The following is a 15,250-nucleotide window of genomic DNA, read 5'->3' on the forward strand; positions in this document are numbered from 1 at the left end:
GTTAATGGTCAATGCCAGCGATGGCTTTGGCCAGTTTTTTCTTTTGCTCCAGATTGCCCTGGCGGGCAATCATGATCCGCTGCGCCTGCGGTGAGCCGGCACCGTGCATAGACTCGGTTCGGTATCCTACGGCAGCTGTGCCCAGAGTGATATTCTCAATCAGCCGTAAGATTCGCATGCGGTCTTCTGTTGCCACAGCAGCGACACCTTTAAAGTACTTTTCCACCACTTTGCCAATAACAGGATGGTGAAGATCCTTTTCTGACGGCATAGTTACCATCAGACCACCGGCAATATCTTCTGCCAACCTGGCAATTTCATAAGGAAAACGGGTTATGTTCTGTTTGCAGACATTGGCCAGCAGCAGGTCAATCAGGTAATTGCCGGAGGCTGTTTTGTGGCCTTCAGCGGAACAAGCAATACCGCAGGCATACAGGGTTTCGTTCAGATGCATCATTTCTATCAATTTATCTTTCACATGTGAGGCTTTGTGTGCACCATTATAATCGGCGGCCAATGCAGCGGCTCCGATCAGGACATCGCCGACACCGACTTTACAGCCGCCATAACTTTGGCGATGATAACCGGCAAAACGTTCCACCAGCATACCGCTGAATTCGTACTCGCCGCACATAAATACGTTTTCCCAGGGAATAAACACATTGTCAAACACCATCAATGCTTCGTGCCCGCCAAATTGTTTATTACCAACATCAATATTGCCGCCTTCCAATTTACGGGTATCGCAAGACTGACGGCCATAGATATAAAAGATGCCTTCGGCATCAGCCGGTGCCGCAAAAGAAACAGCATAGTCAGCATCGTCATGCCCCATGCTGATTGTCGGCATAATAAGAATCCAATGAGAATTTATCGCGCCGGTCTGATGCGCTTTTGCCCCCCGAACTACGATACCGTCTTTTCTTTTTTCCACCACGTGCAGAAAAAGATCCGGGTCAGCCTGCTTGCTGGGGCTAAGGCCTCGGTCACCTTTAGGGTCAGTCATCGCACCATCAACGGTCCAGTCTTCTTCCTGCATCTGCAGCAGGAATTTATTGAACCGCTCATGATAGTTCGTACCAAGCTTTTTATCCATTTCAAAAGTTGTGCTGTCAACGGCATTAATTGCGTCCATACCTACGCAGCGTTGAAAACAGGCTGCGGTTTTCTGCCCTAATAAACGCTGCATTTTGACCTTGTTGATTAAATCCTCGGTGCTTTGATGCAAATGACAGAAACGGTTTATTTTTTTGCCGGTAAGATGAGAAGTCGCTGTCATCAGCGCTTCATATTGCGGATCTTCCGCCAAATCGTAGGTAGCTTTCACCGAATTCATGGATGGTCTGATAATCGGATGATCCACCGGATTTTCCACCAATTCTCCTTGCAAGTACACCTTGAATTTCATTTTGCGCAAGCTATCTTCATACTGTTGTCCTGTTTTCATAATTCTTTTCTCCCCCTAGTCCTAGTTGTGGAGATACCACATAATTACTGAACAATTATGTGGTATCTCCCTCTTTACCTCGCCTGTATGCTGTGTGGAGTTACTATACTCTGTTATACAGAATGAATGGCCTTTCCTAGCACAGCGTGAAAGGCTTCGGGAATAACTTCAGAGACTGTCGGATGCGGGTGTACGGCCAAAGCAATCTCTTCGGCAGTAGACTCCAGATTCATTGCCAAAACAACCTCAGCAATCATGTCGGTGGCATGAATCCCATAAAGATGTGCTCCCAAAATCTCCCCAAACTCAGCTTCGACAATCACTTTTATCAGACCCTGGCTTTCGCCCTCGACAGTAGCCTTACCGTTGGCTGCCAGCGGAAACTTGCCGACCTTGATTTTATCCTTGCCATATTTTTCTACAGCTTGCTTTTCGGTCAGCCCCACCGACGCAATTTCCGGTTGGGTATAAATGCAAGAAGGTATCCGGTCATAAGACATTTTTGTTCCATGTCCTAAAATATTATTAACAGCTACGATCCCTTCCATGGAAGCCGTATGCGCCAGCATAGATTTTCCGTTGACGTCGCCGATAGCGTATATTCCAGGCACATTGGTCTTCAGATACTCATCAGTAGCAATAGCCCGTCGATCCATTTGCAGACCCAGAACTTCTAAATTGAGTCCGTCAGTATTCGGAGCCCGTCCCACCGACATAAGTATTTTGTCAGCTTCTTCGCATTGCTCCTTGCCGCCAGCCTCATAGTAGACCTTTTCGCTCTCAATTTTGGTGACTTTGGAGTTGGTCATGATGTTGATACCAAGGCCTTTCAGCATTTTGGCCACGTCTGCCGTAATCTCTTCATCCACCATGGGCAGAATGTGATCCATTACTTCAATAACCGTAACGCTTGCTCCTAAACTTGCATAGACAAAAGCGAATTCGATACCAATAACCCCACCGCCGATAATCACCATCCTGGCTGGCACTTCTGATAAATTGAGCGCTTCGTCACTGGTAATAACCTGAGTGCTGTTCGTGGGAATCGGCAACTTCACCGGAACCGAGCCGGTGGCAATAATAACATGATCTGCTTTCACTTGCTCGGCGCCAATTTGCAAGGTATTTTTATCGACAAAAGCTGCTGTGCCGGTATAGACAGTAACTTTATTGGCCTTAAGCAGCATACCCACACCGCCGGTAAGTTTTTGCACCACAGTGTTTTTTCTGGCCAGCAGCTTTTTCATATCAATAGCAGCTCTGCTCATATCTGCACCGACAACGCCATATGCGGCACATTCACGAAGAGTGCTTAATACATCAACGCTTTTTAACAGAGTCTTGGTAGGAATACAGCCCCGGTTCAGGCAAACCCCGCCAAGCTTATCTTTCTCCACCAGACATACCTTTTTGCCTTCCTGGGCAGCTTTAATGGCGGCAACGTAACCGCCAGGCCCGCCGCCGATCACGGCTATATCAAACTGTTTCATATTTCCACTCCTGCTAGATCAAGATTGTCAGAGGTTTTTCCAATAGTGCCTTGACTTCGTTGAGAAACTTGGTTGCGTTCATCCCGTCTATCAGGCGATGATCCACAGAAACGGTCATTTTCATCATCGTCTTAATCACAATCTCGTCACCGTCTTCACTGCTGATAACAACCGGAGTCTTTTTCAGGGCACTGACACTGAGGATTGCCGCTTCCGGCGGATTAATGATGGCCGTAAAGTTTTCAATACCGAACATGCCCAGATTGCTCACAGTAAAGGTACCGCCCTGATAATCCTGCGGCAAAAGCTTGCCGGCACGGGCTTTTTCTGCCAAAACCTGTGTTTCGGCCGCAATCGCGGTCAGCTTTTTGTTCTGGGCCTTTTTGATGACCGGCACAATAAGTCCATTTTCCATCCCGACCGCCATACCGATGTTAACATCTTTATATTGCACTATTTTATTCCCATGCAAAGCGCAGTTTATTGCCGGGAATTTCTGCAATGCCTGTGATACTGCGGCGATGACAAAATCATTGTAGGAAACTTTCTGCGGCTGGGCTTTATTGACGGTTTCACGGAATTTCATCAATTCAGTAACATCTACTGAAGCTGTGAAATAAAGGTGCGGAGCCGTAAATTTGCTTTGCGACAATCGATCGCCAATAACCTTGCGCATACCGCTATAATCAATAGTCCGTAATACTTCAATATCACCCACCGGCGCAGGTGCTGCCTGTTTGACTGCTCCCAGGATATCTTCTTTAACAATCTTGCCGCCAACCCCCGAGCCAGCAACATTAGCAAGATCAACTTGCGCTGCCTGCGCCATTTTTTTAGCCAGTGGTGTAATCTTGCCGCTTGTTACTCCCTGCTCCAGATCTTTTTGCGTGATACCCCCCTGGAAACCGCTTCCGGGAATAACTGCACCACTAAGATCCAGCCCCTGCTCAGCCGCATATTTGCGTGCTCGTGGCGACAATTTCAAATCACTGCTAACCGCTTCAGCTGCAGCTGCGGCTGCCTGCGGCGCATCATTTTCCTCAACGGCCGCAGGCTGCTCGCTTGCAATACCGGTACTTCCACCTAGCTTTGCTGCAGCTTCAGCAATCATGACACTGATATCCTCTCCGGCATCGCCAATCACGGCAACAGGCACAATAACCGGAACAGTTTGTCCTTCTTCCACAAAGATTTTGCGCAGAATCCCATCACAGGTAGACTCAACTTCTATTGTGGTTTTGTCTGTCTGAATTTCAAACGCTACCTCGCCTTTTTTTACTGCATCGCCTTCAGCTTTGTGCCATTTTACTAATTGACCTTCGTCCATATTGAAACCAAGCTTGGGCATGATAATAAACTCAGCCAACGATGATTCCTCCTTCTAACTTAATACTTGCAAAAAAACGGATAAATGTCTATTTCAGCATTTCTTTTACTTTGGCGTGAATTTTCTTTGCATCCGGAACAATAGGGAATTCCAGTGCCGGGCTAAACGGAATGGGTACATCAGCCGTTCCTAAACGCATAATTGGCATATCTAAATCATAAAAAACGTCTTCCATGATGTTCATACCAATTTCTGCATGAACGCCAAAATTGGTATGACCTTCATCCAAAATCAGTAACCGCCCGGTTTTCTTGACCGAATTGATAATGGTCTGACGATCAAACGGCACCAGTGTTCTAACATCAATAACTTCAATAAAGGTACCTTCCTTAGCCAATTCAGCAGCCACTTCGTTCGCCTTAATAACCAGGTCGGACGTAGCGGCAATCGTTAAGCGGTCACCTTCATGCACAATATTGGCCTGACCGAAAGGAATCGTATATTCTCCTTCCGGCACTAAGAATTTTTTGTTGTATTCCATCTTGTGTTCCATAAAAATAACCGGATTGTTGTCACGTATGGCAGTTTTAAGTAAACCTTTCGCTTCAGCGGCAGTAGAGGGCAAAACCACTTTTAGGCCGGGTATGTGGGCCACCCACGCCTGCAAGCTCTGGGAATGTTGTGCAGCCGATGATCTTCCTCCGCCCATCGGCATCCTCACAGTCAGTGGTACTGTCGCCTGACCGCCGGACATATAACGGATTTTTGCCGCCTGATTGGCAATTTGGTCCATACAAACTCCCAGGAAATCGCAAAACATGATTTCAACAATTGGCCTTAGACCGGTTAAGGCCATGCCAACAGCCATACCAACAAAGCCGGCTTCCGATATCGGCGTATCTTTAACACGCAGATCGCCATATTTGTCCCGCAAACCTACTGATGTTTTAAAGTTGCCGCCAATGATACCGACATCCTCGCCCAATAGCAGGGTTTTCGGGTCACGTCCCATTTCTTCGTCTAATGCCTCACAAATGGCTTGCGCATAAGTAATTTCTCTCATTTTTACTTCTTGTCCCATCATCATGACCTCCGTTCTCTTATTCGGCAAAGATATCTGTAAAGGCTTCGGCAGCATCCGGGTACGGGCTGTCCTCGGCGAACTTGGCTGCCTCTTTGATTTCTGCCGTAATGCTATTTTCTATGGCTGCTACTTCCTGCTCGGTAAAGTTGCCGTGAATCAGGAGATATTCCCGGAACGATTTAAGCGGGCATCTTTCTTTCCATGCCGCTTCTTCTTCTTTAGAGCGGTAATTGGCAGGGTCTCCGGAGTGATGCCCTTTCCAGCGATAGGTTCTGCATTCAATCAGCGTCGGCCCATTCCCGGCTCTGGCAAAATCAACGGCTTCCTTCACAGTTTCATACACTTTTAAGGCATCATTGCCGTCAATAGAAACGCCCTTAATCCCATACCCAACGGCACGCAGCGACAAGTCTTTGACATTAACCACCCGGTCGAGGGCAACGGAGATACCATAGAGATTATTTTCAATGATATACACTACCGGCAGCTTCCAGGCAGAGGCCATGTTGATACTTTCATGAAAGGTACCTTCGTTGCTGGCCGAATCACCAAAAAACGATAAAGCCACCTGGTCGGTGTTATTGAATTTGGCGGTGTACGCTGCGCCAGTGGCAATGGGGATGCCCGCGCCAACAATGCCGTTAGCTCCCAAAATTCCTTTGCTCATGTCCATGATATGCATAGAGCCGCCTTTTCCTTTACACTGGCCGTCTTTTTTCCCAAGAATTTCAGCCATCATCTGTTTGGTATCGGCTCCCTGGGCAATCACATGACCATGACCGCGATGCGTGCTGCCGGCATAATCGCCTGCTTTCAAGGCAGCACACGCGCCAGCGGCGATTGCCTCCTCACCGATATAAACATGAGCCAAACCTGGCATTTTGCCAAATTTGTAAAACTCAAAAACCTCTTCTTCAAAGGTCCTGATCCTGAACATAGTCGAATATAAATTTTTCAGGAATTCTTTGTCGTACTTTTTGTTCGCCATAGTAACCCTTCCTTTCACTGTGTATGTTTTGAATCTACCTGCAGTCTGCCTGCAATAATCCTTGGTTCCCTCCTCCAAACGTTTCTTTATAAGGTTTATGCAAATACTATGCCAATTCGAAATTTGCAATAATGTTTGCGAACTATGTACTATAATCTTGGAGTTTTTTTGTTTAAGACAGCCCTAATACTCTTGATTACTGTTCATATTTTTCACAAAATTAAGCTTGTTGCTCAAAATTCGATCAATCTCGGATTAACCTACGCTTATACTCACTGCCGCCTGTAATTCTTCATTGGCTTATGAATAAGGGTAAAAACAAAAAACGCCCTAAAATTCAGGGCGTTTATAGGCGCTATAAAAGAGTATTGAAAAACTTGCTGAAATTCGTAGATTAATTGTTATTGTTTCTTTTTACTTAATGTTTCCAAAATAAAACCTAACACAGGTTCTGTATCAAAATAATCCCATTGCACAGTTGGAGTAAGTGAGTCTCCTTGTTGAGACGGTAAAATCCCCTTCTGCGCCATATATTCTACTGCCTCGTCATGGTCATCCACCGTAAAACGAATGTGATGCAATCCCTCACCATGTTTATCAAGATGTTCCTGCCAAATACTGGTCCCACTGACCGGTTGAATAAACTCCAGTTGAACATTCGCAAAATTATACAAAGCCAACACAGCGTCAAAATCGCCTGGCTTACCATGGTATCGTTTATTCTCCGGATTTACATTATTAACTACATCCGGTTTCACGCCAAGTATTCTTTCCATAGCTTCGACGGTTTTGTTCATGTCTCTCACAACAAATCCGACCTGTGAAAAATTGGTGAATAAGTTTTTCTGTTCCATACGAAAATTCCTCCTCATCTTGTATACCTTTTTTATAAAATGCCTTTATTTTAAGGCAAAAGAACACCTTTTATGACCTGGCCCTTTTTAATTTCTTCAAACATGGCTTTATACTCTTTTAATGGCTTTATGTGACTAATTAGAGTACTTGTATCAATAGCCCCTCGGTTAACCATATGCACCACTAAATTCCATGACCAGGGTGAAGAACTATAACTAAAAATGACCTGTAACGCTTTTTCCGCAGCTGTTAACCATGATATATTTAATTCTCGTCCGGTTGGTAATCCCAATACACACATTCTACCCTGCCGCCTTAACACTCTAAATCCACAATTAATTGCATTTTCTGCTCCTGAAGCTTCAATGACTAAATCGGCCCCTTTATTGTTTGTAAGCTTCATAATTTCTTCTGCCACATCATCCACCTGAGCATTAAGGATATAGCTGGCACCAATTTTTCGAGCCAAGGGCATTCTCTGCTTTTCATCCACATTTGTTCCTACCATAACTACTTGCCTTGCTCCATAAAGGTTTGCCATTTGAAGCGAAATAAGCCCAATAGGCCCTGGCCCAAAAATTACTACGAAATCTTCCGGCTCAATTTTGGTTCTTTCCAGCAATGCATGGGCTACAATTGCCATAGGTTCAATGGTTGCACCCACTTCGATTGGAATATGAGCATTTAATTTCAGCAACATTTTCTCATCCATAGAGATATACTCGGCATAAGCCCCATGAATTGCGAACCCAGGACAGGTCCTATGCTCACACATATGCGGGTTCCCAGTCAGACAGTTTCTGCATATTCCACAAACACCTATATTTAATCTACTTACTACTTTGTCTCCTATTTTTACGGAAGTAACTTTCTTTCCCAGCTGTTCAACTATTCCGCAAAACTCATGTCCTACAATCACTGGTACTGTAGTTACTACATGTCCTGTATACATATGAGTGTCTGTTCCGCAAACACCTACCGCCTTAACTTTGATTAAAACTTCGTTTTCCTTAACTTCCGGAATTGGTACATCTTCAAAAAACATTTGTTCAGGTTCCAGACTTTTTCTTACAACTGCCTTCACTTTTTTCGTTCCTTTCCTCTTTGGTATAGACAGCTTATTTCACTCAGTAAAAGATTTTTCTGTTCCTGATAAACATTATATCTTTTTAATGAATAAAGAGACTTAACACAAGGACTCCCGCTAATCCCAATACGGCAATAAGCGTGCACAAACCGCACCAAACTTTAATTTGTTGTGATAAATTCAGATTGAAATACTCTTTTACCAGCCAAAAGCACGGCTCGGTAGGCGGACCACCGAAAACAGATCCACAGGCTACAGCCAACACCATAAGTTCAGGACTAATCCCCGACTGTTCAACAATTGGCAATACAATTCCTGCAGCCATAAACAGAGATATAGTAGAAGAGCCGACGCACATTCTAATTAACGCGGTGATAAGCCATGCCAATATTAAGGGTGATATTGGCAATCCAGAAGTAATCTTGGCAACATAATTACCTACTCCCGCATCAACAATCACCTGTTTAAAAGCGCCGCCTCCACCCATGATGAGCAAAATCATGGCGATTGCTTTCGCTGCTTCCTCAGAGCTTTTCATTATTTCCGGAATAGTTTTTCCCCGCCGGGTGCCAAAAGTATAGATGGAAACAAGTAAGGCTATAAACAATGCCATGTCCGTGCTGCCTATGAAGCTAAAAAATTTGGTAATATTCGCTTCTTTCGGCAGAATAAATTCGGCAATCATGGCAACAACAATCAGAATGACTGGAAACAATGCTGTCAGAACACTTATGCCAAAACCGGGAAGTTCCTCTTCTTTAAAAATTTTACTAATAGCCAGTCCTTTCTTCATCTCTGGATTAACGCCAATGCTGTTAATGAACTTATAAAATAACGGTCCGCTGACAACTAGTGTCGGAATGCCGATAATAATGCCATAAATCAGCACAAGACCGATATTCGCATGGAAAATTCCAGATACGGCGACCGGACCGGGATGAGGAGGCAAAAAACAATGGCTGACGGTGATGGCAGCGAGCATTGGAATTCCAGCTTCCAAAATAGGTATTCCACCTGCTATAGCCACAGTAAATACAATTGGTATTAATACAATGAAACTAACTTCCCAAAACAAGGTTATTCCTACAATAAAACCAGTAAAGGCAACTGCCCATGCTACTTGTTTTCTCCCAAATTTGGCAATCAGTGTTTCGGCAATTCTTTGGGCACCGCCACCATCTGCCATAATCCGTCCAAACATAGCGCCAAAGCCTATAATCAAACCAAGATGTCCCAGTGTGCCGCCAAAACCTGTTTCAATCGTAGCAATTGTTTTCATAAGAGGTAGTCCTTCAGCCAGTCCCACAAACAAACAAGCAATAATAAGCGATAAAAACCCATTAAGTTTAACTTTGACTATAAGGAAAAATAGAAAAAGAATTCCGATTATCAAAATAATTAGAGGCATAGTTTCCCACTCCCGTTTATTTTTTATTTACAGAGCAGTCTTATTCGAATTCAACAAATCAATAATATCACCCACCTTAATTATACACTTTAACGCATGGCTTCCTGTGTATCACACTTGGGTTGCCGACTCTTCATACTTTTCCGCCAGCTTATATTCTTCTAGCGATAACACAGAGCCATGTCCTTGTCACCAGTTTTACCAAGTACATTCCACAATAGATAATTATGCAAATTTTGTGCCAATCTCTTTTTGCGGATTCTACAGCGGAAACAACAGTGTAGTAGAAAGTTTATGTCTCATATCTTCCACCGGCAATGATAACTAATTGAGCAATTTAAATTTGAACTGTTAAGTTTTATAGCAATAATGGCTGTATACACAAACGGTGGCCTCTTTTTATCCAATCAGAAAGTACGCATTCTGATTGGATAAGAAAAAACGCCCCAATATTCGAGGCGTTTTAAATATATTCATTGTCACCAGATGATTTCCTGATTTATTACACAACTTCCAAACCGTACGTCTTAATTTTTGTATACAGCGTATTTCTGCTAATCCCCAGGGTTTTTGCCGCCTTGGAGATATTTCCGTTATGAATTGCCAGCACTTTTTGTATAGCTTCCCGTTCTTTTATCGCAAGATAGTTAATCGTATCCTCGTTGTTTCCGGCAATTTTAACAGTCATTCTATCAGGAAAGTGCTCGGGGGTCAGAATTCCGCCGCGTGCTAATACGACAGCTCTTTCAATATAGTTTTCCAGCTCTCTTACGTTGCCCGGCCATTCATAAGCACATAACATAGGAACTAATTCTTCGGGTGAATACGTAATATTTCTATTGGCTGATGCGGCCATTTTCTGCAGCAAATGAGCAAAAAGCAAGGGAATGTCTTCTATTCTTTCTCTAAGAGGCGGAATCTTCAAAACTACAACCCCTAACCGGTAAAATAAATCAAGGCGGAAACGGCCTTCGTTCACCAATGTCTCTAACGATTTATTCGAGGCGGCAATAATCCGTACATCAACGGGAATTGCCTGCGTCCCACCTAAGGCCGTAATTTCATTTTGCTGCAGAACCCTGAGCAATTTTACCTGCATTTCCAAGGGCATACTGTTTATTTCATCCAAAAACAGGGTTCCGCCGTCAGCCAGCTCGAATTTTCCCGGCTTTCCGCCTTTTTTTGCACCGGTAAAAGCCCCTTCGGCATAACCGAAAAGTTCGCTCTCGATCAATTCCCGTGGTATTGCACTGCAATTCAAAGCTACAAATGGACCTGAGCATCTTGGACTGGCATTATGAATGGCTTGGGCAAACAGTTCTTTCCCTGTGCCGCTTTCTCCTTCCAATAATACGCGAGTGTCAGATCCGGCTACCGTCTGAGCAATAGCGATAGTCTTCGCCATTTGCGGATCTTTATGGATGATACTTTCAAAATGGAAGACTGCTTTTGCACCTGTCAACCGGTTTACCAATCGGTAAACTTCTTTCTTTTCCTTAATAATTCCGACAACACTGGCTACTTCACCGTGTTCATTCATAATTTTCCGTCCAGTAACCAATGAGGAAATATTCACGGTACGGGTAGAAAGATTCTCTTCGCGATCAAAAAACTCTTGCCCTGTCTTAAAAACGTCCAGCAATAAACTATCTTTCTTAAAAATCTCAGGAAATTTGCTTTCCTGCAGTTCAGACTCACCTAAACGAAACATCTTTTTAAATTTAGAATTACTTTCGATGATGACTCCGCTTTTATCAATAGCAACAACACCTTCAGATACTGAATCAATCACGGCTTTCAGACGCTCATTGGTCAAGCGTAATTTAGAATTCTTCTCCCGGATATGAAATTCCCGTTCGATAGCCTGTACCAGAGAAGCAACCATGCCTAATGTATGTTTATGCAGCAGGGAGCGATGGCCTGACAAGTTCAACACGCCGATGAGATTACCATAGGTATCGTGTATCGGTGCGGCTGAACACGTCCATTCGTGATAGAATTTTCTATAATGCTGGGGACCGGCTATCTGAACGGGTTTATTCTCAATAAGCGCCAAACTGATCGCATTCGTGCCGGCTTCCGCTTCCGACCGGTTTGATCCAATTACAAAACTGCTCGTCTTGGCTTGTTCCAGCGCGTGCCTGTCCCCCTTCACGTCAAGAATAAACCCGTCTTTGTCAACAAGAGTTATCATAAATCCGGTATTTTGAATAAAACTGTCAATTAATTCGACAAACGGCAATACAACATCCAGCAAAAGCTGGTTTTTCCTGCGCAATTCGCTAATCGTTTTCTTGTCAACTATACAGGTTGTTCCGAAAGGATCTACACAAGCATTCTTAGATCTCACCCATGACGCAGCCACTTCAGTATTTAACCCCGTTATATCACCTTTCCCGCCCATAAACTGCTCCCACATATCATACAACTCTTCATAGGATTTATTATATGCCATAAACCGCCAACCTCCTGAAATATCCATAATATTAAGGCAGTTCTTGTCGATCTTTAGCGATTAATCGTACTCCATCTTCATTATATGTGTTCTGGGTACAAAGTACAAATAATAAGTTTAGCAATAGCTCTCAACAACCGGGAAGAAATATTTTACCTATGCTAAACAAGGCTGCCCTATAGTACTTTTAGGGCAGCCTTTTAACCGGCGAGTGTCCGCCAAAGATACCGTTCTTTGTCAGAACCTTACTCTTTGGATATAATTACCGACTATTATCTGTTCTTATCATCTTTATTGGCATCTAATAGCATGGCAGCATGATAGGAGCTGCGAACCAGCGGCCCTGAGACTACCTGTAAAAATCCTAAAGAGTATCCTACTTCTTCATACATTTTATAATATTCAGGGTGAACATATTCAACCACCGGCAAATGTTCCGGGGAAGGCTGAAGGTATTGACCGATCGTTATGGCCTTTACCCCTCTGGCTGCTAAATCCTTAAGTACTTGCACAACTTCTTGTTCCGTTTCTCCTAAACCAAGCATAATTCCGCTTTTTGTTAAACTGGCTCCATATTCAGCAGCCTTTTGCAAAATATCCAGCGAGCGTTGATAAATTGCCTCAGGGCGTACAAGCGGATATAGTCTGGGTACGGTTTCAATATTGTGATTAAATACTTGCGGACTGGCTTCCAGTACTACGGACAGCGCGGCCTCATCCCCGCCGAAATCGGGCACAAGTATCTCTACGGTGATTTCATGATTCAATTGCCGGATTCGTTGGATACAGGCCGCAAAAAGTCCGGCGCCGCCATCGGCAAGGTCATCCCGCGTTACAGATGTTATGACCGTATGCTTTAGCCCCAGGGTCTTTACAGCCTGAGCAACCCGCTCCGGTTCTTCAAGATCCAGTCCCTGCGGTCGTCCCTTGGGTACGGAGCAAAACCGGCAATGCCTTGTACAAATTCCGCCTAAAATGAGAAACGTAGCCGTGCGGGCTCCAAAACATTCTCCAATATTGGGACAGTCAGCACTTTGACATACGGTGTTTAGAGCAAGCTCATTCATCAATGAGCTAACCGTGTTTACACCTTCAGCAGTTACCCTTTGTTTTAACCACGGAGGCAACTTTTGTTTTGGGTTACGCATTACTACCACCTCTTCTGTTTTCCATAAAAACGTTATACATCAAAGGGCCCTTTTCATGTATTCTCGTTACATTGTAGTATTATTCTTAAGACATAGACCAGGGCAACTCTTTATCTATTTTCAATGGTGTTACGGTATTAAAAGAACATTGCAAAACCTGTTGAAATTCATAAATAACAATTTTGCATACTTCAGGCATTACCACCTCGCCAATGCCTTCATCCAAAAGACTTGTAACTCCAAAATCACGAATTCCGCAAGGCACAACCGATTTAAATATTGCTAAGTCGTTATTCACGTTGAGCGCAAAGCCATGGCTGGTTATCCAGCGACGAATAGCCACACCGATTGCAGCAATTTTTCTATCCTTTGTCCAAACACCCGTATATCCTTGTTTTCGTTCTGCTCGTATCCCCAAACACGCTATAGTATTGATAACAATCTGTTCTATGGAGCGCATATACCAATGAGTATCCTGACGCCATTTTGTCAAATTTAGTATGGGATACCCAACCAATTGACCGGGATTATGACAAGTGGTTTTTCCACCACGATTGCAATGAACCATTTCAATTCCAAGGGAGGTGTATTCTGCGGCAGGCCACAGCAACTCCTCAGGTTCATGCGTTCTTCCCAGTGTAATGACAGGAAAGTGCTGTAGTAGTATAAGAATGCCATCCCATTCCCCGGAAGCAACCTTGTCCCAAGCCCATTTCTGCAATTGAAGACCTTCTGTGTAGGTTCTTAGTCCGGCCTCAATCACTGCACATTTCCTTGGCATGTATTAACCTCCAAAACCACCGTTTTCTAACTACAAAAGAGCAGGTTTTCCATTAAAAACGAGCCTGGTACATGCTAAGCACATCTTGTATCGTTAACTGCACATAGTTATTTTTCATAAGGCGTTCCTGTGCCATGGCCGCCTGGGCAAATGCCTCCAGTTCATTTATTTGAACGCCATACTCACTGAGCCTTTTTAGCGCGATAATTGAACTTAAAAGTTTTAGCAAACTAGGTATTGCCTGTTCAGTATCAGCATTTTTGATATTCAGGCAATTACAAATTATTAATTTCAGATCTTTAATTCTCCCATGAGGATGAATTTCGTCATATTTTCTAAGCACTACATCAAGGAAAGCATAATTAGCCTCTCCATGAGGAACATGGTATTTACCGCCAAGAGGATAGGACATTGCATGGATTGCACCTACACCCGTATTACCGAAAGCAATTCCTGCAAAGGTACTCGCAAGCAATACTTGTGCAGCATTTTTTGCCTGGGCTTCCGGACCATTCCGGGCAATATCAAGGTAGGAATTGAGTATTTTTTGAATAGCATTTACGGCAAATATTTCACTGACAGTATTAGAGGCTGGTGCCAAATATGACTCAATAGCGTGGATCAACGCATCAATCGAACTGAAGGCAAAAAACTTGTATGGTAAGCCTTTTAATAATTCCGGAACGAGAATGGCCTCATCGGGGAACACCGCCGGACCAACGATCCCTTTCTTTACATGCGCCCCAGTATCTTCGAGAATAGCTATATTGGTCACTTCACTCCCGGTTCCGCAAGTAGTCGGAACCACCAGCAATCTACTACCTTTTACCAACGGGATGCGGGCATATAAAGCATCAAGAACGTTATGAACTCCTGACAATGCAAGTACTTTAGCAACGTCGATAACTGTCCCGCCGCCCACGGCAAATACCCGGTCATAACTACAGTCTCCCAGATCCTGAATAATAGCGTTAATCATCTTGTCATTCGGTTCACCGACGCCATAGTTTTCCTGAAAAACCACCCGACATTTCAAATCATAATTCTTGAGGCAAGGTTCATAGATGGGAGCGTTGGTAATTAAAAGATCCCTTTCTGTAATGTTCATGGTTTCAAGAAATTCTGCCGTAGAATTAAACATTTTAATCTCTGTCGGTAACTTAAAAGTGTACATACAAAA

At 43.8% G+C, this 15,250-nt stretch carries 12 protein-coding genes; all 12 read right to left on the bottom strand.

Annotated features, from left to right (window positions below):
- Nucleotide 1: 1 nt before the first annotated feature.
- A complete protein-coding gene (locus SRRS_RS19255) occupies nucleotides 2–1,447 on the bottom strand; it encodes a 4-hydroxyphenylacetate 3-hydroxylase family protein (protein ID WP_371362803.1) in 1,446 nt (481 codons plus the stop codon).
- Between the two features lie 113 nt (nucleotides 1,448–1,560).
- Nucleotides 1,561–2,937 (bottom strand): dihydrolipoyl dehydrogenase, encoded by a 1,377-nt coding sequence (gene lpdA, locus SRRS_RS19260; RefSeq protein ID WP_371362804.1) that lies wholly within the window; start codon nucleotides 2,935–2,937, stop codon nucleotides 1,561–1,563.
- A gap of 13 nt (nucleotides 2,938–2,950) precedes the next feature.
- Nucleotides 2,951–4,303, bottom strand: a complete 1,353-nt coding sequence (locus SRRS_RS19265; protein ID WP_371362806.1) for a dihydrolipoamide acetyltransferase family protein — start codon at nucleotides 4,301–4,303, stop codon at nucleotides 2,951–2,953.
- Between the two features lie 49 nt (nucleotides 4,304–4,352).
- Entirely contained in the window at nucleotides 4,353–5,351 is a 999-nt protein-coding gene (locus tag SRRS_RS19270) for an alpha-ketoacid dehydrogenase subunit beta (protein ID WP_371362807.1), read from the bottom strand.
- Between the two features lie 13 nt (nucleotides 5,352–5,364).
- Nucleotides 5,365–6,336: a thiamine pyrophosphate-dependent dehydrogenase E1 component subunit alpha gene (locus SRRS_RS19275; RefSeq protein ID WP_371362809.1), complete on the bottom strand. Its 972-nt coding sequence runs from the start codon at nucleotides 6,334–6,336 to the stop codon at nucleotides 5,365–5,367.
- Nucleotides 6,337–6,737: 401 nt separating this feature from the next.
- Nucleotides 6,738–7,190 (bottom strand): VOC family protein, encoded by a 453-nt coding sequence (locus tag SRRS_RS19280; RefSeq protein ID WP_371362811.1) that lies wholly within the window; start codon nucleotides 7,188–7,190, stop codon nucleotides 6,738–6,740.
- 50 nt (nucleotides 7,191–7,240) lie between these two features.
- The gene (locus tag SRRS_RS19285) at nucleotides 7,241–8,275 is read right to left on the bottom strand and encodes a zinc-binding dehydrogenase (RefSeq protein ID WP_371362812.1); all 1,035 of its coding nucleotides are present in this window, start codon (nucleotides 8,273–8,275) and stop codon (nucleotides 7,241–7,243) included.
- Between the two features lie 85 nt (nucleotides 8,276–8,360).
- Nucleotides 8,361–9,686, bottom strand: coding sequence for a gluconate:H+ symporter (locus SRRS_RS19290; RefSeq protein ID WP_371362814.1), 1,326 nt, complete (start codon nucleotides 9,684–9,686; stop codon nucleotides 8,361–8,363).
- A 502-nt stretch (nucleotides 9,687–10,188) separates the two neighbouring features.
- On the bottom strand, nucleotides 10,189–12,141 hold the full coding sequence (locus SRRS_RS19295; protein WP_371362815.1) for a sigma-54-dependent Fis family transcriptional regulator: 1,953 nt from the start codon (nucleotides 12,139–12,141) through the stop codon (nucleotides 10,189–10,191).
- A gap of 272 nt (nucleotides 12,142–12,413) precedes the next feature.
- Nucleotides 12,414–13,298: a lipoyl synthase gene (gene lipA / locus SRRS_RS19300; protein ID WP_371362817.1), complete on the bottom strand. Its 885-nt coding sequence runs from the start codon at nucleotides 13,296–13,298 to the stop codon at nucleotides 12,414–12,416.
- 76 nt (nucleotides 13,299–13,374) lie between these two features.
- On the bottom strand, nucleotides 13,375–14,070 hold the full coding sequence (gene lipB / locus SRRS_RS19305) for a lipoyl(octanoyl) transferase LipB (RefSeq protein WP_371362818.1): 696 nt from the start codon (nucleotides 14,068–14,070) through the stop codon (nucleotides 13,375–13,377).
- Nucleotides 14,071–14,122: 52 nt separating this feature from the next.
- Nucleotides 14,123–15,244, bottom strand: coding sequence for an iron-containing alcohol dehydrogenase (locus SRRS_RS19310; RefSeq protein ID WP_371362819.1), 1,122 nt, complete (start codon nucleotides 15,242–15,244; stop codon nucleotides 14,123–14,125).
- Between the last annotated feature and the right edge of the window lie 6 nt (nucleotides 15,245–15,250).

Source organism: Sporomusa rhizae, from assembly GCF_041428845.1.
GTDB classification, from domain to species: Bacteria; Bacillota; Negativicutes; order Sporomusales; family Sporomusaceae; genus Sporomusa; species Sporomusa rhizae.

Bases quoted from the DNA above. Each gene is read 5' to 3' on its own strand.
- SRRS_RS19255 (WP_371362803.1), bottom strand. From the start codon at position 1,447: ATGAAAACAGGACAACAGTATGAAGATAGCTTGCGCAAAATGAAATTC.
- lpdA (WP_371362804.1), bottom strand. From the start codon at position 2,937: ATGAAACAGTTTGATATAGCCGTGATCGGCGGCGGGCCTGGCGGTTAC.
- SRRS_RS19270 (WP_371362807.1), bottom strand. From the start codon at position 5,351: ATGATGATGGGACAAGAAGTAAAAATGAGAGAAATTACTTATGCGCAA.
- SRRS_RS19275 (WP_371362809.1), bottom strand. From the start codon at position 6,336: ATGGCGAACAAAAAGTACGACAAAGAATTCCTGAAAAATTTATATTCG.
- SRRS_RS19280 (WP_371362811.1), bottom strand. From the start codon at position 7,190: ATGGAACAGAAAAACTTATTCACCAATTTTTCACAGGTCGGATTTGTT.
- SRRS_RS19290 (WP_371362814.1), bottom strand. From the start codon at position 9,686: ATGCCTCTAATTATTTTGATAATCGGAATTCTTTTTCTATTTTTCCTT.
- SRRS_RS19295 (WP_371362815.1), bottom strand. From the start codon at position 12,141: ATGGCATATAATAAATCCTATGAAGAGTTGTATGATATGTGGGAGCAG.
- lipB (WP_371362818.1), bottom strand. From the start codon at position 14,070: ATGCCAAGGAAATGTGCAGTGATTGAGGCCGGACTAAGAACCTACACA.
- SRRS_RS19310 (WP_371362819.1), bottom strand. From the start codon at position 15,244: ATGTACACTTTTAAGTTACCGACAGAGATTAAAATGTTTAATTCTACG.